The 25877-nt window shown below is 55.0% G+C and carries 18 protein-coding genes and 3 tRNA genes; 14 read left to right on the forward strand and 7 right to left on the reverse strand.

From position 1 onward, the window contains the following. Window positions 1-317 precede the first annotated feature (317 nt). From CKV68_RS03970 to CKV68_RS03985, 4 genes are all read left to right on the forward strand, one after another. A complete protein-coding gene (locus CKV68_RS03970) occupies window positions 318-2603 on the forward strand; it encodes a carbon starvation CstA family protein (RefSeq protein ID WP_095075636.1) in 2286 nt (761 codons plus the stop codon). A 19-nt stretch (window positions 2604-2622) separates the two neighbouring features. Next, window positions 2623-2823, forward strand: a complete 201-nt coding sequence (locus tag CKV68_RS03975; RefSeq protein ID WP_013912136.1) for a YbdD/YjiX family protein — start codon at window positions 2623-2625, stop codon at window positions 2821-2823. 103 nt (window positions 2824-2926) lie between these two features. After that, a tRNA-Arg gene (locus CKV68_RS03980) sits at window positions 2927-3000 on the forward strand. A gap of 372 nt (window positions 3001-3372) precedes the next feature. Further along, window positions 3373-4062: a hypothetical protein gene (locus CKV68_RS03985; protein ID WP_095075637.1), complete on the forward strand. Its 690-nt coding sequence runs from the start codon at window positions 3373-3375 to the stop codon at window positions 4060-4062. A 93-nt stretch (window positions 4063-4155) separates the two neighbouring features. On the opposite strand, the gene CKV68_RS03990 is transcribed toward CKV68_RS03985, so the two are convergent. Next, entirely contained in the window at window positions 4156-5997 is a 1842-nt protein-coding gene (locus CKV68_RS03990; RefSeq protein WP_095075638.1) for a S8 family peptidase, read from the reverse strand. A gap of 274 nt (window positions 5998-6271) precedes the next feature. Here CKV68_RS03990 and CKV68_RS03995 point away from each other — a divergent pair, with 274 nt between their 5' ends. The 5 genes from CKV68_RS03995 to CKV68_RS04015 all read left to right on the forward strand — a co-directional run bounded on the left by CKV68_RS03995 (window position 6272) and on the right by CKV68_RS04015 (window position 9942). Next, a complete protein-coding gene (locus CKV68_RS03995; RefSeq protein ID WP_095075639.1) occupies window positions 6272-7267 on the forward strand; it encodes an MDR family oxidoreductase in 996 nt (331 codons plus the stop codon). A gap of 139 nt (window positions 7268-7406) precedes the next feature. Next, complete coding sequence (gene cmrA / locus CKV68_RS04000) at window positions 7407-8210, forward strand: mycolate reductase (RefSeq protein ID WP_046693755.1); 804 nt, start codon at window positions 7407-7409, stop codon at window positions 8208-8210. Window positions 8211-8275: 65 nt separating this feature from the next. Further along, complete coding sequence (gene orn, locus CKV68_RS04005; protein ID WP_013912141.1) at window positions 8276-8935, forward strand: oligoribonuclease; 660 nt, start codon at window positions 8276-8278, stop codon at window positions 8933-8935. 46 nt (window positions 8936-8981) lie between these two features. Continuing rightward, window positions 8982-9057, forward strand: a tRNA-His gene (locus CKV68_RS04010). A gap of 57 nt (window positions 9058-9114) precedes the next feature. Beyond that, window positions 9115-9942: a dihydrodipicolinate synthase family protein gene (locus CKV68_RS04015; RefSeq protein ID WP_038620037.1), complete on the forward strand. Its 828-nt coding sequence runs from the start codon at window positions 9115-9117 to the stop codon at window positions 9940-9942. Window positions 9943-10005: 63 nt separating this feature from the next. Here the strand turns inward: CKV68_RS04015 and CKV68_RS04020 are convergent, their stop codons facing one another. Continuing rightward, window positions 10006-11193 carry a L,D-transpeptidase gene (locus CKV68_RS04020; RefSeq protein ID WP_038622240.1) on the reverse strand — a complete coding sequence of 396 codons (1188 nt, stop codon included), beginning with the start codon at window positions 11191-11193 and terminating at the stop codon, window positions 10006-10008. A 381-nt stretch (window positions 11194-11574) separates the two neighbouring features. On the opposite strand from CKV68_RS04020, the gene CKV68_RS04025 reads away from it, so the two are divergent. The 3 genes from CKV68_RS04025 (at window position 11575) to CKV68_RS04035 (ending at window position 13663) form a co-directional block, all read left to right on the forward strand. After that, window positions 11575-11650: transfer RNA gene (locus CKV68_RS04025), tRNA-Lys, on the forward strand. A 249-nt stretch (window positions 11651-11899) separates the two neighbouring features. Further along, complete coding sequence (locus tag CKV68_RS04030) at window positions 11900-12895, forward strand: NADP-dependent oxidoreductase (RefSeq protein WP_023636147.1); 996 nt, start codon at window positions 11900-11902, stop codon at window positions 12893-12895. A 213-nt stretch (window positions 12896-13108) separates the two neighbouring features. Next, a complete protein-coding gene (locus tag CKV68_RS04035; protein ID WP_013912163.1) occupies window positions 13109-13663 on the forward strand; it encodes an isochorismatase family protein in 555 nt (184 codons plus the stop codon). A 15-nt stretch (window positions 13664-13678) separates the two neighbouring features. Here the strand turns inward: CKV68_RS04035 and CKV68_RS04040 are convergent, their stop codons facing one another. Beyond that, the gene (locus CKV68_RS04040; RefSeq protein WP_013912164.1) at window positions 13679-14023 is read right to left on the reverse strand and encodes an antibiotic biosynthesis monooxygenase family protein; all 345 of its coding nucleotides are present in this window, start codon (window positions 14021-14023) and stop codon (window positions 13679-13681) included. Window positions 14024-14136: 113 nt separating this feature from the next. Further along, window positions 14137-14412, reverse strand: a complete 276-nt coding sequence (locus CKV68_RS04045; RefSeq protein WP_013912165.1) for a DUF3618 domain-containing protein — start codon at window positions 14410-14412, stop codon at window positions 14137-14139. Window positions 14413-14500: 88 nt separating this feature from the next. Here CKV68_RS04045 and bcp point away from each other — a divergent pair, with 88 nt between their 5' ends. Next, a complete protein-coding gene (gene bcp, locus CKV68_RS04050; protein ID WP_013912166.1) occupies window positions 14501-14980 on the forward strand; it encodes a thioredoxin-dependent thiol peroxidase in 480 nt (159 codons plus the stop codon). A gap of 40 nt (window positions 14981-15020) precedes the next feature. After that, complete coding sequence (locus tag CKV68_RS04055; protein ID WP_023636151.1) at window positions 15021-15674, forward strand: TetR/AcrR family transcriptional regulator; 654 nt, start codon at window positions 15021-15023, stop codon at window positions 15672-15674. Window positions 15675-15677: 3 nt separating this feature from the next. Here CKV68_RS04055 and acpS read toward each other — a convergent pair whose 3' ends face one another. From acpS to CKV68_RS04070, 3 genes are all read right to left on the reverse strand, one after another. Then, a complete protein-coding gene (gene acpS / locus CKV68_RS04060; protein WP_095075640.1) occupies window positions 15678-16073 on the reverse strand; it encodes a holo-ACP synthase AcpS in 396 nt (131 codons plus the stop codon). A 133-nt stretch (window positions 16074-16206) separates the two neighbouring features. Continuing rightward, window positions 16207-25305, reverse strand: coding sequence for a type I polyketide synthase (locus CKV68_RS04065; RefSeq protein WP_095075641.1), 9099 nt, complete (start codon window positions 25303-25305; stop codon window positions 16207-16209). A gap of 222 nt (window positions 25306-25527) precedes the next feature. Next, complete coding sequence (locus CKV68_RS04070; RefSeq protein ID WP_095075642.1) at window positions 25528-25776, reverse strand: hypothetical protein; 249 nt, start codon at window positions 25774-25776, stop codon at window positions 25528-25530. Between the last annotated feature and the right edge of the window lie 101 nt (window positions 25777-25877).

A 25877-nucleotide genomic window follows, 5' to 3' on the forward strand; every position in this document is an offset into this window, starting at 1 on the left:
GCGGTCATATCCTTTGCGTTCCCTTAATCAAACATGCTTCAGAAGCCTTGCCCATAGGTGTATGGGCAGCTCTCTCATCGCATAGCAGTTCGACGGTGTGCTGCACGTTGCTCCCAGCATCGAACACGCACAGGCACCCATAATTGAACATTTTTGTAATGCACGGCCACGCGATGTGCCGCTCGACTCTCTTACTGCAGCTTTTATCAGAGAACGAATCACATCCAGCCAAATAAGACTCGGTTTCTTGATCGGCAAGCGCCCTCAATTTTCTCGCTTGCTCATCGACACAGCCCCAAAGTGGAAGGTCATTGCACATGAGCAATCCAGTTCCCACAATCGAAGCACCCCCAAAGGGCGTGGAGTACATTCACGGAGATACAGCGCCGCTGCCCGTGGGTGTTAAAGACTCGCGCCCACTGTCCCTCAAATCGCGCATCATACTTATTGTCATCGCCCTCATCGCCGCTGCAGGCTGGGGCGTCATTGCCTTCGCCCGAGGTGAAACGATCAACGCTGTGTGGCTCGTCTTCGCAGCAGTTGGCTCGTACTTCATCGCCTACGCATTCTGGGCACGACTTATTGAATACAAGGTAGTCCGGCCACGCGATGATCGTGCTACCCCAGCCGAATACATCAACGACGGAAAGGACTTTGTTCCTACAGACCGTCGCGTGCTCTTTGGTCACCACTTTGCTGCTATTGCCGGCGCTGGTCCACTGGTGGGCCCGGTTATGGCTGCGCAGATGGGCTATCTGCCAGGCACACTCTGGATCGTTCTCGGTGTTATCTTCGCCGGTGCTGTACAGGACTACCTCGTCCTTTGGATTTCCACACGTCGCCGCGGCCGCTCACTCGGCCAGATGATCCGCGATGAAATGGGAACCGTAGGCGGCGCCGCCGGAATCTTGGCCGTTATTACCATCATGGTCATCATCATTGCGGTTCTTGCCCTTGTTGTTGTTAACGCGCTTGCCGACTCCCCATGGGGCGTGTTCTCCATTTCCATGACGGTTCCGATCGCAATCTTCATGGGCATTTACATGCGCTACATCCGCCCCGGACGAGTCACCGAGGTTTCGGTTATCGGTGTGGTTCTGCTTCTTCTCGCCATCATCTCCGGCGGTTGGGTAGCCTCCACCGAGTGGGGAACCGACTGGTTCACCTGGTCCAAGGTCACACTGGCATGGGTCCTCATCGGCTACGGCATCGTGGCCGCCATCCTGCCCGTGTGGTTGCTCCTTGCCCCACGCGACTACTTGTCCACCTTTATGAAGGTCGGCGTGATCGCCCTTTTGGCAATCGCCATCGTGATCAATCGACCCGAGGTTCATATGCCCGCGATCACCGATTTCGCGCGCAACGGAAACGGCCCAGTCTTTGCAGGTAATCTCTTCCCATTCCTCTTTATCACCATCGCTTGTGGCGCCCTATCGGGCTTCCACTCGCTCATTTCTGCGGGAACAACGCCGAAACTGATTGAAAAGGAATCCCAGATGCGCATGATTGGCTACGGCTCCATGCTCATGGAATCCTTCGTTGCCATCATGGCTCTCATCACCGCTGTGGTCATCGACCGTCACCTTTACTTTGTGATGAACTCCCCTGCGACCCTCACCGGACTCGATCCGGCACAGGCAGCCGCATTTGTCAACGGCCTCGGTCTTCCAGGCGCCGGTATCACCGCTGATGCGCTTACGCAGGCTGCCGACGCCGTGGGTGAAAGCACCATCATTTCACGTACCGGTGGCGCACCGACCTTGGCTTTCGGTATGTCACAAATTCTCACGGATATCACCGGCAACGCTGGAATGCAGTCCTTCTGGTACCACTTTGCCATCATGTTCGAGGCGCTCTTCATCCTCACCACCGTGGACGCTGGTACCCGTGTGGCTCGCTTTATGATGACAGACACCTTGGCCAACATCCCTGGCCTGAAGAAATTCGCCGATCCTAACTGGACCGTAGGCCACTGGCTCTCCACTGTCATTGTGTGCGCTCTCTGGGGCTCCATCCTCCTGATGGGAGTTACAGATCCACTAGGCGGCATCAACGTTCTCTTCCCACTCTTTGGTATTGCAAACCAGCTGCTTGCAGCTGTCGCGCTCTCACTTGTTGTGGTAGTAACCGTTAAGAAGGGCCTTCTCAAGTGGGTGTGGATCCCAGGACTACCTCTACTCTGGGATGTTGCAGTCACCATGACAGCTTCCTACCAGAAGATCTTCTCCGACAATCCCGCCATCGGATACTGGGCTCAGCACACACGCTACAAGAATGCACTCGCAGAAGGAAAGACTTCCTTTGGCACTGCAAAGTCGGTCGAGGCCATGGAGGCCGTCGTCAGGAACACCGCAGTCCAGGGCTTCTTGTCCGTGCTGTTCGCGGTGCTCGTGATCATCGTCCTCATTGCAGCTGCGGTAGTCTGTATTCGTGCATTGGGTCAGCTCAAGCGTGGCGAGGAAGTTCAGACTTCTGAAGAGCCATTCCACCAGTCCAATTTCTTCGCGCCATCGTCGCTTGGCACATCTGACGTAGAAAAAGTTCTGGTTGATGCGTGGAACGAATATGATCCACCTAAAGCACACGCCCACAGCCACCACTAGCATCCACTAACGAGGAACGATGGAGACTCTTTCAACAGCGCTGCGATGGGCAACTGCCCCGCTACGTTACTGGGGCGAGGTACTCGGAGAAAAAGACTACGAAAAATTCGTAGCCCACCAACGCGCCCACCATCCCCACGAATCGATTCCCAGCGAACGCGAATATTGGCGCCAGCGTTGGGCTGATCAAGATTCCAATCCGGGTTCCCGCTGCTGTTAGCGTCTGCTAAAAGACAAGGTCGAGACAGAGTTCTCGGCCTTTCTTTTGCCTCCCCCTCCTCAACTATGAGGAAAACACACGCCGTAGTATTATTTCCATCAATGCCTCCGTAGCTCAGTGGATTAGAGCAGTCGGCTTCTACCCGATTGGTCGCGGGTTCGAATCCTGCCGGGGGCGCTTTGTGAGGAGCCGGGACATTGTTAACACAATGTCCCGGCTCCTTTTGTGTTTGTTAGCAACTTTCCCCCACCACAACCTGCATTTCCATAGACAAAGGGGCAGTGCGTGGCCTGTTTTGAGGCTTTTGTCTATGGAAATGCAGGTTTGAGATCAAGATCCCCAAGGTTTTGTCGTTTTTGAGAACACTAGAAAACCTCACCTGGACTTTTAGACAGCACACTCCCGCTAGCGTTCTCAGAAACGACACTCCCAACACCACCAAGCGCCCCCGCTTTCCTCACACCCCAAAATACAGTAGATTTTAATTTGTTTTTAAGATAAAAACCTTATCTTTATAAGCATATTCATATAAATATATGGGAGGGTCCTATGCGCAAGTCTGGAGTCGTCAAACCGCTGGCAGTTATCGTTGCCTTCACAGCCATAACTCCCCTTTTATCTACGGCCCCCAGCGCTCTAGCTCGAGAAGCCTCGAACAACGCAATAACGGCCACAACTGATATAGCGGAAGGCGCGCGATTAATACGCCAAATCACGGTCAAAGATCCCAAGGGGACCACTCGGACCCCGTCTGACCCCACAACGGTCCACGCTTCCCACGGAGATACCGTGACCGTGAAGGTCACCATCGAATCAAAAGATAGAAATTCCCGCGGTTTTAGTGACTTCACAGAGCTAGTCCCTGCGGTAGGACAACTAAACAAGGAAGCCATCACCTACACAATCGACCAGCAGCCCCCTGCAAAACTCATCGAGAAAAGATGGGAAGTACAAGAGCAGTCCAATCAAATCAGGTTCAGAGATAAAGACCTCACAAACCTTCTTCTTGGACGAAAAGTCTCTGTCGAATACACATACACCGTCGACGCTAGGTCGCCGGAACCACGAACAACAGGAATCATGGTTGACGGCTACCCAGACAACAACACTCGCGCCATGGGCCCCAACCTCGTGGTGGATCAACCTAATTCAACAGGAAACTTCCGCTCACTGTGGCAAGGTTTCTTGCGCGCATTATCACACTTCTTCAGCCCACTCCTGATGCTCTTTCGCTCATAACTGGAGCCAAAGCCAGCATCAGTAATTACAACAAAAGGCACGCCTCGCGATAACAAGCGGGACGTGCCTTTACCTCATACGTCTACACAAGACTTAAGAGCACTTCTTCCATGGGAGAAGACGTTCAAAGCGGGTGCATTGCTGCTGCTTTATTTGTTCCCTTCCGGTGCGTTCCCGGCCAGGGCGTTCCTTTTCCTCAGAAACAGGCTTCCTCACAATAGGGCGAGGTGCGACTGGTGCCTCAGCTACCGGCTCTGGTTCAGCCACCGGCTCTGGATCAACAATGGGAAGGTCAAGCTCTGGGGTAAGAGACTCGCTAGGATCGAGGTCAACCGGCTCCGGGTCGGAAGGAGCCGGCGCAGGAACGGTCTCCACGACCGGTGTAGGAACCGTAATCGGCTTAGGAGCAGGACGGGCATCATCACAGCTACGGCCATTACGGGCTAGTACAGAACACACCGCAGCATGGGCGTCGACAAGCCCTGCACCCATTCCGTGCGCAGTCTTTCGCTGTCCGGGACCAGGCTCTGCAGTATAGCGACGTGCGGTGTCGCGAAGGATGCGCTCAATCTCATCGGGGCTGATTGTGGAATCTGCAGCCTTCATCAAAGCAATGACGCCAGCAACCACAGGCGTAGCCATGGAGGTGCCTTCCATGTAGGAGTAGCCGCTCGCTTCAGCGCTGCGCAGACCACGGTTAACAGTGGAAAGGATGCCCCCTCCCGGATTGTGGTTACTAAAGGCCGGATACATATTGCCGCCAGGAGCACCGACGTCAACGTGGCGCCCGAAGTTGGAGTAGGTAGACCTGTGGCCTTCCGGACCAGTAGCGCCTACAGTGATCACGCCATCACACGATGCAGGCTGCACGTTATCGGTTGACTGATCCTCATTGCCAGCAGCCACTGCTATTGTTGCGCCACGGGACAGCGCGCGGTCGATGGCGTTTTGATAGATCGGCATGCAGCGAGACCGTCCACCGAGGGACAGGTTGATCACGTCGGCCGGGTTGTCATTATGTGGGGTTCCAGGAACGTCCTCGCCTGCAGCCCACACGATTGCATCCGCGATATCCGAGGTGTAGCCACCACATCGGCCCAAAGCACGAACAGGAAGGATTTTGGCTCCAGGAGCAACGCCAGCAACACCCTCATGGTTGTCCGTAATTGCCGCCGCAATACCCGCAACGTGAGTACCATGCCAGGAAGAATTCGTGGCGCGGGAGTTGGGGCCGCAATCCCCTTGATAGGTCCAGTCACCCATGTCAGTGGGGTCGTTATCGCGACCGTCGCGATCCTGAGAGATCTTGGGGTCGGAGATCATGTCGTAACCAGGCAAGACCTTGCCGTTAAGATCGGCGTGGCTGGTAATACCCGAATCCACCACGGCGATAACCGTCTCAGCGCCGTCGGCACCCGATGCCCATGCTTTATCGACGTTAGCGCCGAACTGGTCAAAGAGGTGCCATTGGTACTTGTAGTGCTCGTCATTGGGCGCAGCAAGAGAAGTGGAATACTGGACGCGGTCAATATCCGCATAAGCAATTTCTGCTTTGGACTCAAGGGCGCCACGGAGAGAAGGAATTCGCTCTGCAGGCACAGGCGGATCTAGTTCAACGACGTATGAGCCGTCGAACATCTGACGAACAAAAGATGCGTCAGAAGAAAATTCTTTAACAATCTTATCCAGGATTTTCATCCTTTTAGCCTGATCCAGCGTCGTCATGCGGTTGAATGTGACAATGAATCGAGTAGCAGGCGCCTCGCCTGTTGGGGCAGCACTTTGACGCTGCACAACGGCAAGAGAGTCATCGGGTTCTTCAGCGGACAGAGCAGGGGCAGCAGTAGTAACGAGAGATGCACACGTTATGGCAGCGCATACAACAGATACGCCACCCCTGCGTGAGAATACGGTTCTTGAGGGATGAATTTTCACTCACGGAATTATAACGAGATGAAATAAAAGCAATCCGAAACTTTTGCTGGAGAAAATTTTCCCCCAAAAATCGCGAAAGAAAACCCACCATCGCTCGGTAAGCTTCATTTAATTCTCAGCTTCTACCTATGCAAACTTCCCCTTTTTGGGTGAGTCCAAGTTCATAAAGGAAAAATGAAGTGCTCAACCATACTCACTATTCCGTTTTATATTCACGTGTGTGTATTCGCACGATCCCCCACCCAACGAGACAAAGAGGGCTAGGTTGGAAAACATGACTAATCAATCGCGCTCTGTTGTGGTTTGTGCTTCCGAAACCGGGGACATCACCACCCAACTCCTCCCATCAGCGGATGAGCACATCGCCGATGGTGATGTGCTCATTAAAGTTGCGTATTCCTCCCTCAACTTCAAAGACGGCATGGCCCTGCGTGGGGATCGCGGCGTGGCCCGCACCTTCCCCCTAGTTCCCGGCATCGATGCTGTTGGGGAGGTCTTAGAATCAGAATCCGAGCGGTTCCAGCCCGGCGATAAAGTCATTGCCAATGGCGCAGGAATCGGAGAATTTCGCCATGGCGGGTACACCGAACGTCAGCGTATTCACGCCTCGTCTACGGTGGCTCTCCCCTCTAACTTTTCCATGAAACAAGCCGCAGCTATTGGCACAGCAGGATACACAGCAGCGCTCTCCGTGAACGCGCTTATACAACACGGGGTTCTGCCCGATCATGGCCCCATCCTCGTCACAGGCGCTACCGGCGGCGTGGGGTCAATCGCCATTCTTTTATTGCACAAGCTTGGCTATAACGTTGTCGCCGCGACCGGCCGAATGGAAGAGCACTCAGATTATCTTCTAGGGCTTGGGGCCAGCTCCATCGTGGAACGAAAAGAACTGAGCGAAAAGGGCAAACCTCTACAACGCGCCCTATATGCGGGTGTCGTCGACTGCGTGGGCTCCCACACCCTTGTCAACGCGTGTGCTCAAACTAAGTGGGGCGGAGTGGTTACAGCGTGCGGATTGGCCCAAGGGGCAGATTTACCAGGAACGGTTCTTCCTTTTATTCTTCGTGGCGTATCACTCGTTGGCATCAATTCCGTTGATGCACCTCTTGAGCACCGCGAAAAAGCTTGGGCTCTACTCTCACAAAACCTAGATACCGAAGCCCTAGATGCAATGACAACCACTATCAGCCTCGACGAGGTCATCGATGCGGGTAAAGCCTTAATGATTAACCAACTTCATGGCCGGACGGTAGTCGAGATCAATTAACACCAAACCCAAACGTGTGGGCGCCTCACAACTCGACGCCCACAAGCTAAATCCAGCTATAACGACGGTAATGCTACGGGCGCACGTAGTATGAATGAGAACTCTGTGCGCTTTCCAACCAATGTTCAGGAGAACTACCGTGGCATTACCTTCACCATCCATTCATGCACGAGCTGTAGTTACTGGCGCAAGCCAAGGAATCGGACGTGCGATCGCCAAGGATCTTGCCTGCATGGGCCACAATCTCATTCTGGTAGCCCGACGCCGTGACGTCCTTGAGCAGCTAGCAGAGGAATTGGAACAAAACCACAGCGTCAAAGTCGATGTTATGGCCTGTGACCTTGCTAATCCCGAGGAGCGTGCAACGCTCATCAGCGAGCTTCAAGACGTGGAAGTTAACATCATCATCAATTCCGCAGGAATCGCAAGCTTTGGCCCCTTCATCGACCAGGATTGGTCATATGAAGACAAACAATTCGAGCTCAACGCCCGTGCGGTCTTTGAGCTCACCCACGCAGTACTTCCCGGCATGATCAAGCGTGGCACGGGCGCCATCTGCAACGTTGGTTCCGCCGCCGGAAATGTCCCCATCCCCAACAATGCCACCTATGTGCTCACTAAAGCAGGGGTAAACGCTTTCACGGAGGCCCTCCACTACGAGCTCCGAGGCACTGGCGTTGCATGCACATTGTTAGCTCCGGGCCCCGTCCGCGAGGCAGTCGTCGATGATGCCGAAAAATCCATCGTGGACAAAGTCGTACCGGACTTCCTCTGGACCACATACGAGTCATGTTCACAAGAAACTCTCGCAGCACTTGCCGCAAACTCGCGCCGGGTCGTTCCTGGGCCTTTATCAAAAGCAATGAATGCAATTTCTGCAATCGCCCCTACTGCAGTACTTTCACCACTGATGGGCTGGTTCTATAAAAAACTAGGATCATAAACCTCAATGCATCTTCGTCCGTTCTTGCGTCAATTCGTGGTTAGAAACACCTCCTTGCTGCCACAATGACGCAAGATACGAGTACCTTAGAAAACATGTCTGATACTCCCGCTAAAAATGATCGTCTCGTTTGGATAGACCTTGAAATGACAGGTCTCGATACTCACCGTCACGTGATTGTCGAAGTTGCTGCACTGATCACCGATGCAGATCTGAATATCCTTGGCGAGGGAGTAGACCTTGTTGTGCACGCCACTGATGCGGAACTCGCAGAAATGGACGACTATGTCACCACAATGCACGAAAACTCTGGTCTGACGCAGGAAATCCGATCCTCCACTGTTTCCATCAAGGAAGCCGAGGATGCCGTCCTTGAGCTGATTGCCAAGCATTGCGACCCGCAACATCCAGCTCCCCTGGCAGGTAATTCCATTGCTACAGACCGCAGCTTCATCAACGCTTACATGCCAAGGCTCGACGAGGCTCTGCACTATCGCATGGTCGATGTTTCCTCTATCAAAGAGCTTGCCAGACGCTGGTCCCCGCGCGTGTACTTCAATCAACCACAAAAGGGCATGGCACACCGCGCGCTAGCGGATATCGTTGAGTCCATCCGCGAGCTTGAGTACTACCGTCAAGCGCTCTTTAAAAAGGATCTCACCAACGCGGAATGCATTGAGGCTTCTGCTCAAGCAACCCAGTCCTACCAGCAGTTTTTGCAATAATAGATTTGTGAGTTAATATTGTCCTCGCTGCTTTGAAGCGGCAATGGTGGCTGTAGTTCAGCTGGTAGAGCACCAGGTTGTGATCCTGGGTGTCGCGGGTTCGAGCCCCGTCAGCCACCCCAATGAACTCCCTGACTATTTTTAGTCAGGGAGTTTTTGTTATCCGATACAATCACTGCATGCTTAACGCTCGGATCCATGTTGCCGTGCCCACGGCCTTCCATCACGATGAATCCCTCAACATCGAGTCCACCCTGGCCCACGCAGACTGGCTTATCAGCCAAGGCATCACATCAATCCTCTTCGGTGGCTCCACCGGCGAGCAGCACAGCATGGACGCCTCTGAAAAACGTGCTCTCTACGACGCTGTGAATCAGCATCCCTGGGCGCCTGGAATTGAGATACTTGTTGGTGTTGCCGCTATCCGACAGCGCCATGCTGTAGAGCTAGGGCGCTACGTGGCGTCGTTAAGCCGGATTGATGGCATCTTATTAGGGTTCCCGCCCTACGTGCGCCCTACGCAGGAGCAGGCGCGTCGTTACGCAGTAGCCGTTATCGACGCCGTCCGTAAGCCCACAATCATCTACAACCACCCAGAACGCACTGGTTTCGACGCGAGTGCTTCTACCCTGGCGCAGCTATGTATGCTCGCGCACGTCATCGGCATCAAAGATCCAGGCGGCACGCTCAAGATTGACGAGGTCGCCCAAGAGCTCACCCCCTTTAAAACTCGCTACTATGCCGGCGGTGAGGTCAACATCAACTCCCGCGTATCCACAGGTTTTACCTACCTCTCCTCCATCGCCGGCAACATGGCACCAAAGGAAACCGTCGAATGGTTCGAGGCATTAAGGAAGGGCCTTGAACCACCCCATAATGATCTCCTTTCCGAGTTGGTGTCCAAGATCAAAGGCGAGGCCCCGATTCAGACGCTCAAGGACTACATCACTGACCACGAAGGCATAGATATGGGAGTATGTCGGGCGCCACTGGGTGGCGTCGATTAGCCACGGCACGAAAAGGCCCCGTAATTCATCGAGCTACGGGGCCTTGAAGGCTTTAGGGAAGTATTAGATATTCGAGTTTCCGGCCTTCCAGGTTGGCCAGTCGATGTTCCAGTCCCCCAGGCCGTCATAGCCACTGAGGTAACCGCCAATGGTGTTCCGCACGGTGACGATGTCCCCTCGCTTAACAAAGTTCTGGAACCATTGCGCGTTCTCCGTGCTCACGTTGATGCAGCCATGAGACGTATTGGAATTGCCCTGTGCATAGACAGACCATGGCGCCGCATGCACGTAGATGCCGGAATAGGACATTTGTGTGGCAAATTTCACATCAACGCGGTAACCGCCCTCGTTATGGGAGAGCCCATAGGATTCCGAGTCCATCACCAGAGAAGGATTCTTATCCCCAATGGTGTAAACCCCGTTGGGGGTCGGCCACTTATTCGCCCCCATGGAGATCGGCATCGACCGGACAGGCGCACCATTGTGGTAGATCGTCATGGTCTTTGTTGCGTCATCGGCTACCGCCTCGACTCGATCACCAATGGTAAACGTCGCAGAATTGTCGTTATCTCCGTACACGCCTTTGCCTAGGTTCTTGCCATAAAGCTTGGCGTCCACGGTGACCTTGGTGCCCGGTGCCCAGAAGTTCTCCGGACGCCACCGCACCTCATAGGGACTAATCCAGAAAAATGCGCCCTCGACCGCAGGCTCGGTGGTCACCTTGATTGCGTCTTCCACAGCTTTGCGATCATTCACGATTGCATCAAAACGCATCGCAATGACCTGGGCTACTCCCACGACTGACCCATCAAGAGGAGCTAAAGAACCAAATGCCTGCGCCGCCGGGGTTACCGTTTGGAACCCCGTAGTGGAAGACTCTCCGTTCTTGTCTTTCGCCACAATGGTGTACGAACGGTTAAAGCCCAAGACCTCGGTGGTAGACCACGAACGTCCATCTGCAGAGATCTCACCTTGGACCTCTTTGCCATTCTCATTAGTCATGGTCACGTTCTTCAGGCCCTCGCCCAAAGATTTGACCGTGACAAACGCGGAGGGATCCACCCCGGTTTCACCATTATTCACGCTAGCTATGGGAGCAAGCTTCTTCTCCGCCTGCTGCGAGGACTGCTCACTGTGTCCTGATTCATCCCCGCCCCCCTTAGCTATCGTGCATCCAGCCATCAACAACGAGAAACCCAACAGCGTCGCCGCTACCCCTATATACGATCGCTTGGATACCCTTTTGGCCACTATTTTCCTTCTTCTCCTACAACCACGATCGATGTCGCACTTTTCTCACGACACCTCGTCACGACGACGAACCCACATCGTAACGTCTTTTCCCACTGATATAGGCCCGCAGCAACCCATGTTTGCCACATTGTTATCTAACCCAAACCACCAGTGCGTTTCCTCCCCTTCATCGCTTGTCAAGCACCCGTCGTTACGCTCCCCTCCCCTACTTTTAGCGTGCCGACGCCCACCCCAAAGCTCTCTGCGCACTTCCCACAAAATAGTCATAAAACGCCCGCCCAGAAACACGTTCTGACCAGGCGATTTTACAACCACCATCAAATAGGGTTATATTTCTTCTCGTTGCACAGCGCGCCGCACGGCACAAAGGACAACAATGCGCCATTAGCTCAATTGGCAGAGCAACTGACTCTTAATCAGTGGGTTCGGGGTTCAAGTCCCTGATGGCGCACCAAAGACCCCAGCTAGAACGGTATTTTACCGAATAGCTGGGGTCATTTTTTATGCAAGTGTCTAAAAAATATCCAAAAATAAACGACACTCCCCATCATCCTCTTCCCCTCCAAGATTCAAACCCCACAAGACATACGTAATTTGGAATATTTTTCATCTCCGTGGGGTTGTGAGGGATTGTTAAAAGCATTCGTGGAACACACGTCCACGTGCTCACACGCAACCGTCAAGGGAAAAGGAGCATCTTCGTATGACCACAACTACCCAATGGGTTCTCGCGTCTCGCCCGCAAGGCATGCCCACGCTGGAGAATTTCCGTAAGGAAGTCGTCGAGCTCCCCGAGCTTCAAGCCGGCCAAGTGTTGGTTCGCAATGAGGTAGCGACGGTCGACCCGTATATGCGCGGTCGCATGGACGATACGGAGTCTTACGTCCCGCCGTTCCAGATTGATCAACCACTGTCTGGTGGGGCTGTCGGCGTCGTCGTGGAATCAAAGTCCGAGAAGATTCAGGTCGGAGCGAGCGTGCGCCATTTCCAAGGATGGCAGACGATGGCTATCGTCGATGAGGCTGAAGCTTTGGTGGTAGATACAAACATTGTCCCAGCTCACGCTTACCTAGGCATACTAGGGTTGACTGGCTTGACTGCCTACATCGGGTTGAAAAAAGTCGCGGAGATGAAGGAGGGCGATGTCGTCTTTATCTCTGGCGCGGCCGGCGCCGTCGGTTCTGCCGCAGGTCAGATCGCGCGGCATCTCGGAGCTAGCTTTGTGATTGGTTCTGCCGGCACAGACGCCAAGGTTGAGCGCTTGAAAGAGCTGGGTTTCGACGCCGCCTTCAACTATCGCAACGGTGATGTATCCACGGCACTCAAACAAGCAGCGCCCAATGGTATTGATGTCTACTTTGATAACGTCGGCGGCGACCATCTTGAAGCAGCAATCGACAACTTCAATGTCTTTGGCCGAGCAGCGCTATGCGGGGCGATCTCTCAATACAATTCAGAAGAAGTTTTTGGCCCTCGCAATATGCTTTCAATCATTGGGAAGTGCTTAACCTTGCGCGGGTTTGTCGCTCCCAAATACATGGATACGGTAGAGGAATTCCAGCAGGTCATAGCCCCGCTTGTGGTCACTGGGCAAATACAGTTTGATGTCACTACTCGCCACGGCGTTGACGCACTCCCCTCCGCCTTCCTGGAGCTTTTCCAAGGCGGCAACACCGGCAAGATGATCGTGGAGTTCTAGAGAATTTCCGCGCCATAGCCCCCCCCCACTCCCCCGCTCTACTTATCGTTATTTTCAGTTAGTCGGGGGATCTGGTGTTGCGGATAGTGGGCGGCGTCGAAAAGCCTTATCCACAATGCTTACCCCTTTCTCAACCCCAATGCAGTGTTCCTATTGCCGAGATGTATCCTCGTATGGATTTATACCTTCTCTGTGCTTCCTCGGAAGGAACATATGCGAGCCCTCATCATTGTTGACGTCCAAAATGATTTTTGTCCGGGCGGGGCGTTAGAAACGGTCAAGGGTGCAATTCAAGCACAATCTATTGCAGAATACACAGCACTTCACGGGAAAAAATACGGCTGCATTGCAGCCACCAAAGACTGGCATATAGACCCTGGCGATCACTTTTCTGAAACCCCAGATTTTATTGATACGTGGCCCGTACATTGTATGGCTCATACAGAGGGCGCCGATTTTCATCCGCTGCTCTTAAACACGCGCTTTGACGAGGTGTTCTATAAAGGGCACTACAGCGCCGCCTACTCAGGGTTCGAGGGTTCCACGGCAGATGGGCAACTCTTAAGCACATGGCTAAAAGACCGTGGGGTACGCGAGATTGATATCGCGGGGATCGCTACGGATTACTGTGTTCAGGCTACGGCTCTCGACGGTCTACGAGAAGGCTTCCAGGTAACGGTGCTCTCGAGCCTGTGCGCCGCCGTCAATGAGGACAACACCCGCGCAGTTTTGCGTAGGCTCACAGACCACGGGTGTGTCCTCGGTTAATCGGTTAACGCCACCCTACTTTGTAGAGTCCAACACCACGTCAAATTCCAAAAGCTCAGATTTCTGTGCCACGGGGGCTTTATCACCAGAGTGGGAGCTAGCAGCATTCTCATGGTTCTCGCCCCGGCCGTGTCCATGCAAACTCTGAGCTTCCCCATCGCGCCACTGCGCATATGATTCTTCATCAGCCCATTGGGTCACCACAAAATAACGGTCCTCACCAGCTGTAGGGCGTAGTAATTGAAAACCTTCAAAGCCCGGCGCGGAATCCACAGCGTGTTTGCGTGCCGCAAATCGCTTCTCTAGTTCCTCCCCACGGCCTTCGGGCACGGACAATGCATTGATTTTAATGATGCTCATAGACCCCGATGCTAGTCGTATATCTCACAGCATGCAGAAGCAAAAAGCCATATCCTCACGGGATTAGCGTGGGGATATGGCTTATGGGCTACTAATGGTGGCGTCGAAAAGCTTTAGCGCTGTGCGAGAAGCCGCTGGATTTCTTTGAGTTCCTTGTTCTTCTTGCGTCCGCGTGCGATGCCCAGGACCACGAGGCCAGCCACAGCTACTCCGATGCCCGCGAGAATCTTCTGGATTTGGGGATCTTGCAGCTTGGTGGTTGCTTGCTTCTTGGCATCATCGACAAAGTTCTGCGGCTTAGAACGATCCACAATCTCGTCGAGGGTGCTTGCGAGCTGACGACGGGTGCGCTCAATGTCGCGCTGAATGTCATTAATATCGCGTGCCACGGATACTCTCCTCTGAGTTCTTCGCTATTTCCTCCTTACACCTTAGCCCGAAACCCGTTGAGTGTGCGTAGCCGGTATCCTTTAGACCATGACTGAACAAGCGCGACTTTCCATCGGCGATATGGCCCCCGACTTTGATCTTCCCAATGACAAGGGCGGCACCACAGCTCTTAAGGATTTCCGCGGCTCTCGGGTGCTGGTCTATTTTTATCCCCGCGCTAATACCCCTGGGTGTACAAAAGAGGCGTGCGACTTCCGGGATAGCCTTGCTCAGCTCGAAAAACTGGGGATCGACGTTGTCGGCATCTCCCCCGATAAGGTGGAAAAGCTCAGTGCCTTCCGCAACGACCATGAGCTTAATTTCCCATTGCTTTCCGACGAATCAAAGGAAATTATGAAGGCCTATGGTGCCTTCGGGGAGAAAAAGAACTACGGCAAAGTGGTCCAGGGAGTTATTCGATCGACATTTCTTGTAGAACCAGACGGAACGCTTGGCTTAGCCTTATACAACGTTCGAGCTACAGGACATGTTGCACGTGTGCTCCGCGACCTGCTCGCCAGCGAATAATTATCAATCTGCTCTAGTAAAGAACCAATCGATGTAAGCCATGGGTAAACCCGAAGTAACCAGGACTAGCGGGGACATTCTCCTCCCTCGCCGCCGGCCCGCGCAGCAACGCAGCCGCGAAAGATTCAACAGAATTCTCGCCGCTGCTCGCTCTGTGCTTGTCGACGTAGGCTTTGAGTCCTTTACCTTCGATGAAGTCGCCCGCCGCGCCGAGGTACCCATCGGAACCATCTACCAATTCTTTGCCAATAAATATGTGATGATCTGCGAACTCGATCGTCAAGACACTGCGGCTTCCTTAGCAGAAATACAAAAGTTCTCTGAGCAGGTCCCGGCGCTTCAATGGCCGGACTTCCTCGACGAGTTCATTGATCATCTGGCGGATATGTGGCGTGCGGACCCCTCTCGTAGGAGCGTCTGGCATGCCATTCAGTCCACTCCTGCTACACGTGCAACAGCAGCGGCCACAGAAAAGCCCATGCTAGAAATCGTGGGAGAAGCCCTGCGGCCGCTTGCCCCACAAACATCGGAAGAAGGCCGGGCGGAAATCTCTCGCATGCTGGTACATACGGTCTCCTCGCTGTTGAACTACGCAGTCTATGACCGTGCCTCCACGGATGAGATGTTTCACGCGCGCGTGAAAGAAATTAAAAGGATGCTTGTGGCCTATCTCTTTGCCGTAGCCACCGGTTAGCTTTTATCGTGCAGGACCGGCAATAATGCACTGCGCGATGGCATAGTCATGATCGTGGCTGATGCTCACCTGCGCCTGGTCTATCTGCGCAAGTCTTTGGATTTCCCCACGGAGAGTCACCACTACTCTCCCCCAAGCGTCCGGCACTACTTCGATGTCTCGCCAGTCAACGTTCTCCGCGCTTATCACCGGCGCGCTACCGTACATTGTTTGACTCCATGCCTTGATAAAGGCCTCTTTGGCTGCCCATCGACCAGCAAGGTGCGCATCTCTCTTTGGCTTTGTCGCGGCCACTCGTAGTTCAAGCGCGCTAAAGACGTTGGTTGCAAAAGAAGACCCTGGCGTATGTAACTGTTCTGCAAAGCTAGGGATGTGAACGAGGTCCGTCCCAATAAACATGGATTATCTTCCTTTTCTCGGGAGCTCTTGAAGTGTAGCGCGCGGGCGGGCTGTATGACATGCGTAGTGTGTGCAAACAAGGGCCTGCCCCACACGGTGTTGTCTGTGTGGGGCAGGCCTTGTTCAAAAGAGACTACTTATCTGGCGTCGGAACCAGGATACCGTCGATGAGTCGCGCAGACTCACTCAAAAGGACTGCAGCCTCACGTTCTTTACCAGCGTTACCGCTACTGCCAAGGTTTCGTTCCACCGGGCGTTCGTACAGAGCTGCCCTTCCCATCATGCCTCGGAGCAAACGGCGACTACCGGCAAGTTCACGCTCTGCAGCAGTTTTACGCCATGTGGTAAGAGCTTCTTCGCCGCGTTCACTACGGACAGCCTCTGCGAAGGCTTCTGGATGCACGATAGCCACGAGCGCAGACACATGACCGAATCCAAGGGACGTCACGAGTCCGGCTTTAGGTGCCAACTGCCCAATGTTAAGCGGTCGACGCAGCCACACCAGATGCGAGTGCTTTGCCAGCACAGGATCGACGCAGTCCAGGCTGTAATTAGCTGGGACGATACCAGTGCGTAGAACCTGAGTAAGACCGATCAGCTGGAACGCAGCAGCGCCGCCCTTTGCGTGGCCGGTGAGGCTCTTTTGCGAGATCACGTACAGCGGGTTGCCCTCTGTTCGACCAATCGCGTGCGCAATACGCTCGTGGAGGTCGGACTCGTTGGGATCATTCGCATTCGTGGAGGTGTCGTGCTTAGACACAACCCGGACGTCATCCGCGGAGACTCCCAGGTGTTTCAGATCCGCGAGAAGGCGAGAGTCTTTTCCGCCACGCGCAGCGCCAAGGGCTCCCAAGCCTGGGGCTGGGATAGACAGATGCGCGCCGTCTGCAAAGGATTCTGCGAATCCGATCACTCCAAGCACGGGAAGTCCGAGTTCAGCAGCCAGGCTGCCGCGTGCTAGGAGTACTGTTCCGCCACCAGCGGATTCCACGAATCCACCACGGCGTCGATCGTTGGCGCGAGAGAAGTAGCGATCTTCTATGCCTTTGGCCGTCATCTCTTGGGAGTCAGCGGTGGCTGCCATATCACCGAATCCGGTAATTCCCTCGATCGATAGGTCGTCGAAGCCACCGGCAACCACAAAGTCAGACTTGCCCAACTTAATCTTGTCTACTGCTTCTTCCACAGAGACAGCAGCGGTTGCGCATGCTGCCACCGGATGAATCATCTGGCCATATCCGCCCACATAGGACTGCATGACGTGAGCAGCCATAACGTTGGGAAGCGCCTCTTGCAAGATGTCGTTTTGACGAGGTTCTGACAACAAACCATCGATATACAGCGCGCGCATGGACTGCATTCCGCCTAGGCCAGTGCCCTGCGTGGAGGAAACCCGTGCGGGGTGTAGCTCTCGTAGCAGTTCCGCGGGGCTGAATCCCGAGGAGAGGAAAGCATCGACGGTGCATACGAGGTTCCATAGTGCGGTGCGATCTAGGTTATCCACCATGTCTGCGGGGATACCGTACACGCTGGGATCAAAACCTTCTGGGATCTGACCACCGACAAATCGACTCATAGCCATCCTGCGTGGAACACGCACAGCTGATCCGGCTTTGCGCGTGACTGTCCATTCGCCGGTCTCCTTGTTCAGCACCGCTGAGGTGGAGTCTGGCTCTGATTCGACAAAGGTGCGCGCAGTCTCCTTGTCGCTCACGCTAAAGCTGAGGTCCTGATCCAAGTAGACCGTGGTGAGTTCTGGTGCAAGGTTGTCCACCATGTGGAAGTCGTCGTGGTAGCGACGCACACCAACGCGAGCGAGTACCTCATCATGGAAGCGATCGTAGATATCCGCCTCATCCACAGGCTCATCGTCAGCGTCGTACCAACCCGGCTTGGGATCTTCATCCCAGTGAACCAGCCCCATGGTCCACGCAAGTTCTAGAACGCCTGCGGCCCCGAGGTCGCCGGTGAGCTCGGCCTCAAAGCGGGTGCGAGCAGAGCCGTATGGCCCAAGCTCTCCAGCGCCCACGATAACCACCATGTCATCCAGATTCTGGTGAACCTGTCCACGGAAATCTGGACGGGTTTCTTGAGCAGTAGAGGCAAGAGTAGGCAACGCCTTAAGAGTCGGAGCGTTATCTTCAGTTGCCGCTGTTTCTCCCGAACCCTGGGAGTGAATGCTGCTGGCGAGTTCCGCCAAATTTAGATCGCACTCGGCTAGGCCACCCGTGTAATCAACGGTTATCGGAGCTTCCGCAGCTTGACGACGCACCTCTGCGCTGACCTGGCCGATCAGAAGCTCGGCGATCTCCTGCGTGGAATAAGTGGTAACGCCAGCTGCTTCAACCGCCTCGACGAGCGGGTCATTTCCGCCCATGAGTCCGGTGCCACGTACCCAACCGATGAGAACATGAACAAGCGATGTGTTGGGCTTCCACGACTTTTCTACATTCCAGCGTGTGACGAGTGCATCGAGAGCCGCCTTAGACTCGCCATATGCGCCGTCGCCGCCAAAACGACCGCGGTTGGGGGAACCTGGGAGGACAACATGTAGTCGTTCGCCCACGTGGGTGTTAGTACCCAGCTCCGATAGCCCTGCGATGAGGCGTTCGACGGACCATAGCAAGAGGCGCATCTGCATCTCTGCTTGTGGGCCAGCGTCGGACAAGGAACCTTGGACGCGCGGTGCTGCGAAGGGGAACAAAAGCGTAGGAACAAGTGCTGGCTTGATCACTTGCTTTTGGGCGTTGACCGTCGCGGTTTGTTCCTCGCCAACCCACTTGATGATGCTGTCAATATCCGCGAAAGAGGAGAGGTTCGCAGGAACAACCCACAACGCGGCACCGCCACGGGCACTGTCCCGATAGAGGTCCTTATAGAACTGCAGGCGGGAATGGCTCAACGAGGAGGTCGTGACGACCACGGTCGCCCCTCCGGAGAGCAGTTCAGCGGTGACCGCAGCTGCAATGGAGTTTGGTGAGGCACCGGTGACCACGGCAACGTCGTCAACGAATTCGAGCGCTTCTGTAGAACGCGCTTGTTCAGCAAGCTCTTCGAATCCAAAGAACTCGGCTTGCTGTGCCACGATCTCCCCTGCACCAGTAAGATCGAGCGAATCTGCTGATTCTTCACCAAGTGCTGCGCGGGAAAGATCCTCACGCGCCGAAGCCCAACGGTCGTCGAGAAGAACTGCCTGGTTAGCGTCAAAACTCGGAGCGACCTGTCGAGGCCAATCAGCGCCTAGCTCCTGAGACACGAGTTCATACAGTGCCGCATCTGCATCGGAGTCTTCTAGCGACTGAGTTTCTGCGGTCTCATGCAAGCCCAGCGAAGACAAAATCGTGCGAGCCGTAGCTGCAAGAACACCTTCTTTTCCTGTCACTTGTTCCGCGAATTCGCCCAGTGCTGCAGAATCGACGACTCCGCCACCAGCTGATGATCCACCTGGAAGTGCTACTGCCACACCTTGGCGAGCAGCAACTTCCTGCACAGCGGCGTCGATAAGCTGATCTAGCTCGGCTGCATTAGAGGGCGCCGCAGGCGTCAAGGTTGCGAGGTCTCCCCCGCGCAAGGACGATCCCTCACGTGCACCGATAACCACAGCAGCAGTGACATGATCGGCCCAGCCAGTGCCAAGCTGCCATGCGGACGCTACGCGTTCGGAAATATAGTTGGGGCGTTTGCCAGTAGGTCCTGTGATTCGACGAAGGGCGTCATTGGCGGCGTCGGAAAGCACTGGCCCAAAGGCGCTGTACCCCTTGGCCATTCGCGAGACCGTCTTCTTGAGCTCCACCAATTCCGCATCTGCGGCACCATCGATTGCGCCAAGTCCGAATTCCACGCCCAGGTCTAGCAGCAGCTGGTTACGGCGAGAAGACACGCCCTCAACCAGGGATTCGATCGAGTCTGCATCGCCCATCTGATCCGGGCGAACCTTAGTCCACAAAGCGATCAGCATCATCGTCGCATCAGCCGGGGTAAAGGCAATGTCGTCTGGACGGGCGCCACTAGCGGCTGCCAGGGCCTCAGTCGGTGCCACTGCTGCGGCAACCTGGACCGTTGCGACATCCTGTGCGACCTCAGCAGACTCCGTTTCTGCGTCGGTAGCTTGTGCGGCCACGGCACGCGTCAGCTCATCGGTGGCAAAGACTACCGAGCGGTCGCGCTCAATGTTGAGAACTTCCACCTCGGCGCCGTCATACTGCGGAAGCCTGAGGGTCTGCCCCATCATGTTCGCGATAGTTGGCGCCGAACCCACGCCGACCTCGACAAAGCGTTCCACGCCGAGGCCCCCCTCAGAAACAGGTCGCAGGATCAGATCTTGCGTCTCAATCCAGCGCACTGGGGACGCAAACTGCCACGCCAACAGTTCCACCAACAGGGTGCGAGCAAGTGTGACCGGTTCCTGAGACAACTCATCAAAGCGTTCAAGGGCGTCTTTAAGAATCGGAGCCGGTGCCACCTCAAGCATGGCGGAGACAAAATCCCGGGTGAGCTCAAATGGGCGTGCTACGAGGTTAGGAACATAGCGGTCAACCAACATAGACAGATCTATGTCTGCTGGGATCAGGGAATCCAAATGTTCACGGAAGGCGTCCACGCCGTCAAGGAGATGCGAAGAATGGAATGGCACGTCGATGCCAGGAATCATGATGAAGGCTCGCTTGCCCGGCGCGCGGCGTTCAGCATCAGCGCCGAGGACTTTGAGCCCCTTGCTTGTTCCTGCCACTGCGTATTGCATGCCGGCAAGGTTGTAATTGACGATTTCAAGGAACTCGCCAGATTCTTGAGCTATTCCAGCGACATAATCAAAGACCTGAGATTCTGTGAGCCCCATCTTGTGAGGCCGCAAGGCAGCAAGACCATAGTTGGAGTTTCCATCTTGGTCTCTCTCTACCAAGCGATGCATGGTAAGTCCGCGCTGGTAGACGATCTCTACCACGCTTTCTAGAGATAAAACACCTGCATAAGCAGCTAAAGCGTTGTATTCGCCCACGGAGTGGCCCGCGAACCACGCCTTATTGTCAAGTGCCCCAGCTTCCTTCATCTCAGCTATCTGAGCCACGCCGAGGGTTGCCATAGCCACCTGCGTGAACTGTGTGAGGAAGAGAACGCCCTTGGGGTGCGAGAATGTCTCACCAGCAACGCGCACCTCTGTTGGGTTGTTGTGAACAATGTCCAAAACGGAGAATCCCAAATGAGTACGAGTGTGATGATCCGCGCGCGCCCATACATCACGAGCAGCTACAGAGCGAGCACGAGATTCCATGCCCATGCCTTGAGACTGAATGCCCTGTCCGGGGAAAGCATAGAATGTGGTCGGCGCAGCCATGACAGCAGTTGCGGTAAGGACTATAGAGCCCTGAACAGTTGCGGTGATTTCACGAACTTCACCGCGCCCCTCGCGCGAATCAATACCCGAGCGCTCAACCAGGAACTCTACTTCTTGGCCCGGCAGCACCGGCGCAAGCATCGTCGCGGTATATTCCATGACCTTATTCGGGCGGGTGGATACAGATTCATCCGAGTAGCCACCAGCGGCAATAAGCTCGGCCATTGCCGATGTCCACATGCCATGAACAATCACGCCCTCTCCCAGGCCCGCCAGCTTTGCGGCGGTCTCAGACACATGAATGGGGTTCCGGTCGCCCGTCGCTACGGCAAAAGGATGCATGGAATCCGGGGCCGTGACCGCTGCAAACGCACGGAAAGACCGGGGTGCGTCAATAACGCTGGGAAGAGCAGAGGTGTTCGTCCGGGCTACGGCATTCCCGCGACGACCGCGGATGGCCATGCGCTCGCTGAGGCGTGCCAGCAGGGTGCCGTCGACACGCAGTTCCGCACGGACGATCACAATGCGCCCAATGGTGGTGTCTACTATTTCCTCAGCCCGTGCGCTCACCTCAATGGATACAGGCGAGGAAGCCTCAGCGGTGACGCAACGAGAGAACAAGTCCTGGTCAACCACGGTGACATGGTGCTCAAGGTGCACCAAGGAGAGCATTCCCTCGACGACCTTCGCGCCGTCAGAGTCTGGGATTACGGCATTACGCACCGCGGTGAAGATAGCTGGCCATGCTTTGCCCACCAGAATGTCGGGGGCAATTCCTGCTGGTTCGACAGAAGCAGGAAGATAGCCGGCAGTCACAGTCTCATAGGTGGCTGCATCGTCGCGGCTCAGGGTGCTCTGCCAGACAGCAGTCACGCCGTCATCGTCCATCGAACCAAGTACACCGCCGGCGGCTATCTGGGTCAGTCCCTCCATCGCGGTCTCTGCGTCTTCCCTGGTAACCAGCGGTACGCAGCCAGCTGGTGCGCTCTCAGGCAGGGTGAGACGAATGGTGATGCTGGCCTCCACTCCAGGAGCAGTAGATCCAAGCAAAGGCACATGAAGCTCGGCGTGCTCAGAATCGAGTTCCACGAGTCGTGCCCCGCTCGATGCGTGCGTCGCAACGTTCGTGTCCACATCCCATTCTGAGACAGCCCCCAGTCGAGCGGTAAGAGAATCGACCTGGCGACCTGCCCATGACGTACCAGAGGCGTTCAGCACGCGCTCGACCACGCTAGTCTGAGCATCTTCCGCTTCTGCGGCATCCAAGCGATCAACGGTAGCGGCGTTAAAACGACTAAGCAGCTCAGCGACTGGCTCATTAGCCACCGTGATACCCGAAACAGCAGCTGTACCAGGGATAATAGCCACCTGATCCGCCGTATAACGCTCATCGTGGGCCTGCCACAAGGAGTCCGAACGCCAGCGACGGCGCACATCCTTATCAATAACCGGCACAAAGTTAGCGGGCTTGCCCGGGGTTGCCAACACCTCTAGGAACCACGCCGCATCCGCCGGGTGCACGAGAGTCTCAGCAGCCGGGTACTGCGCACAGAGCGTATCGACGCCCACCTGCGGCGATTCCGTCTCCTCCAGCGAAATAATCGACGGGAAAGAACCATGGTCCTGCGCCACCAGGCGCGCCTCGGCACGGTGCAGCATCTCCACAAACCTGCGGTACCAGCTGGAATCAATCCACCGTCCGTCCACAGGACCAGACAGCTCAAGATAACGCTCAAGCCACTGCTGGTACGTCATGTCTTCAACATCGCCAAAGTATGGCTTGGCCGTCTTAGCAATCGCCGCGATAATCTCTTCTCGCTTCGCTGCCACAGCCTCTGCGTCTCCAGCCACCGAGTCTAAGAGACGACCAGCCTTGGCAAAGGAATTATCAATCTCATGAATATCCGCACCCAGCTGCGATAGGCCAGAAGCCATGCCCTGGTTTGCGCTACCAGCTGCGACCCATTCCTGGGTACCCTGCGTCTCAACCAACAGCTGCTTTACAGCCTCAGACGTCTTCGCTTCCTTGGTAGCCATGGCAGCCGTGCCCACGAGGATGCCGTCGACAGGCATATCGGGCAAGCCGTAGTGACGAGCCCACGAACCGGTCAGATAGTCTGCAGCACGCTCCGGGGTCCCTATGCCACCACCGACACACACCACCACGTTGTCATACTCACGGATCTTGGCATACGTGCTGATGAGCAGCTCGTCCAAGTCCTCCCATGAGTGGTGTCCGCCAGCCTTGCCGCCCTCAATCTGCATAATGATGGGGGTTTCTGGCACGTCTTTGGCAATAGCCAGAATCTTCATGATGTGCTTTACCGCGCCGGGCTTAAAAGCAACCCACGGGAATCCACCAGAGCGCAGCTCGTGCACCAGAGCCACGGCCTCTTCATGCTCTGGGATACCCGCCGTGATCACGATGCCATCAATAGGCGCACCGTTTTCTCGCGCCTTAGGCACCAGCCGCTTACCGCCGATCTGCATCTTCCACAGATAAGGATCCAGGAACATGGAGTTGAACTGTGCGTTCACGCCTGGCTGCAACAAGCCGGTGAGCTTGGCTATGTTGCTTTCTAGGATCTCAGGGGTGACCTGGCCACCACCTGCTAGCTCTGCCCAGTGGCCCGCGTTCGCTGCCGCCGCGACAATCTCAGGATCAACGGTGGTCGGGGTCATCCCGGCAAGGAGCATGGGGCTACGCCCAGTGAGCTCAGTGAACTTGGTCTTTACGCGCACGCCGTGAGGAGTTTTTATCAGCGTCGGCGAGAAAGCCTCAAAGGGATGCGGGAGGACAGGCGCGCGGCCAGCGTCGAAAAGCTGTGCTTGGCCTTCCGTGCCGCACACGGCGAAGGACATCGCACCGCGCCCCAGAAGTGCCTGCTCAGTCAGAGACACCACACCACCGTCTGGCCCGACATCGAGGAACCAGCGCGTGCCTTGATCGAGCGCAGTGTGTACATCAGACACCCAATCCACCGGAGTGACCATGACGTCCATGGCGATCTGTCGCGCAAGGTCCGCATCCAGGCCGGCACGCTCTGCTAGTTCAACCACGCGATCAACAGCGGGAAGCATAGCCGGGTGGTGGAAAGCTACCTGAACATTCAACGGAGTTATCTTTGGTGCGAAAGCAGAACCACCACGTTTTTTAGCCTCTACCGCACGCGCATCAGCTGCCGCCTGCGCGCGCAGAATATTCAGGACTGCCTCGTTGTCTTTAGGACGTCCAACGAGCACAAAATTAGTACGCGAGTTTTTAAGCCCAATGACAGGGCGAATATCTTTGTCAATGCCGCCGCATGCAGAAGAAATAGCAGCTTCTAATTGCTCACGGGTGATGCCATCAATGGAAACCATGGGGGCCATGCCACCACGTGTTACTAGTCCTGTGACACGTGCATTATGGCCAATAACTGCGCCGATAATTTCTGCAATCGCAAGGATCTCTGCGGCGCGAGTAAGGTCCCGCACACTATGAACGCCCAAAACGCCCTGCGAATGGCCTATAACCGCAGCGGCTTTATCCACGTCCAAGCCCTGCTTTTCTAGCAGATCCAAGGTAGCTAGTTGTGAGGTAAGAATTCCAGGCACACTAATAGCTGCTTGGGATGTATCCATGCCTGCGTTTTCATCGTGCTTGGCCCATTCCAATGGTTTAAACCCAAAAGGCCTAGCAACTGCCAACACATCAGAAATAGGAATGAGGCGTTGCGCTGCCTCTGCGATGATTGGCTCCAAGGTTTTTCCTGCACCCTGAGCTATTGACGCACGGAGGGTCTTTAACCAATCAAACCCCTGCCCGGCAAATACGAGCGCAAAAGGCTCAGAATCAAAGCGTTCAACGAGACGCGAAGATCCGGACTGCTGCCCTTTAAAGATGCTGTGTTCAGTCACCTGAGTAACTCTCCTGTTGTCTTGGACTGGCGCTCTGCGCTCACGGGTTCACCGGCAATAGCTCCCAAAAAAACACTATTGCCGTAAAAACTTTTGCTTGACTAATATGCCACAAAATATGAGGAAACTGTCACCTTTTACATCTTTTTCCGCCAAAAAAGTGTCTTACAACACATAAGCGTCCTAGTGTTAGATCCATATTTCCGCCATAAAAACAGCTATTTAGCTGCCCAAAATGCCTTCTACTAGCTTTTGCGCCTGGGCTAGCTCTTCATCAGCACTTTGGTCCGGAAAACTTTCTCCGGGCGTGTCATTTTCAGCACCCTTCGCTACCCCCTGCTCTTCCAACTGCCCCTCATACCATGAGTCTGCCGGACAAAATTCTTGGCACTCATTCTCGGGGATTACTTCCGCTAATTGCACCAGCCCACGATCTGCCAAGTACTCATCAAAATTCCGCGAAATACTCACAGAAAACCACCTTTGTCAGTCCGTCCCAATTCCATGCGAGAGCTTCTTTTTACCCATGCTGCAGTTCCGCATCCGCTTAACCATGGACTGCTCACTGAACC

It is taken from the genome of Corynebacterium ulcerans (assembly GCF_900187135.1).
GTDB classification, from domain to species: Bacteria; Actinomycetota; Actinomycetes; order Mycobacteriales; family Mycobacteriaceae; genus Corynebacterium; species Corynebacterium ulcerans.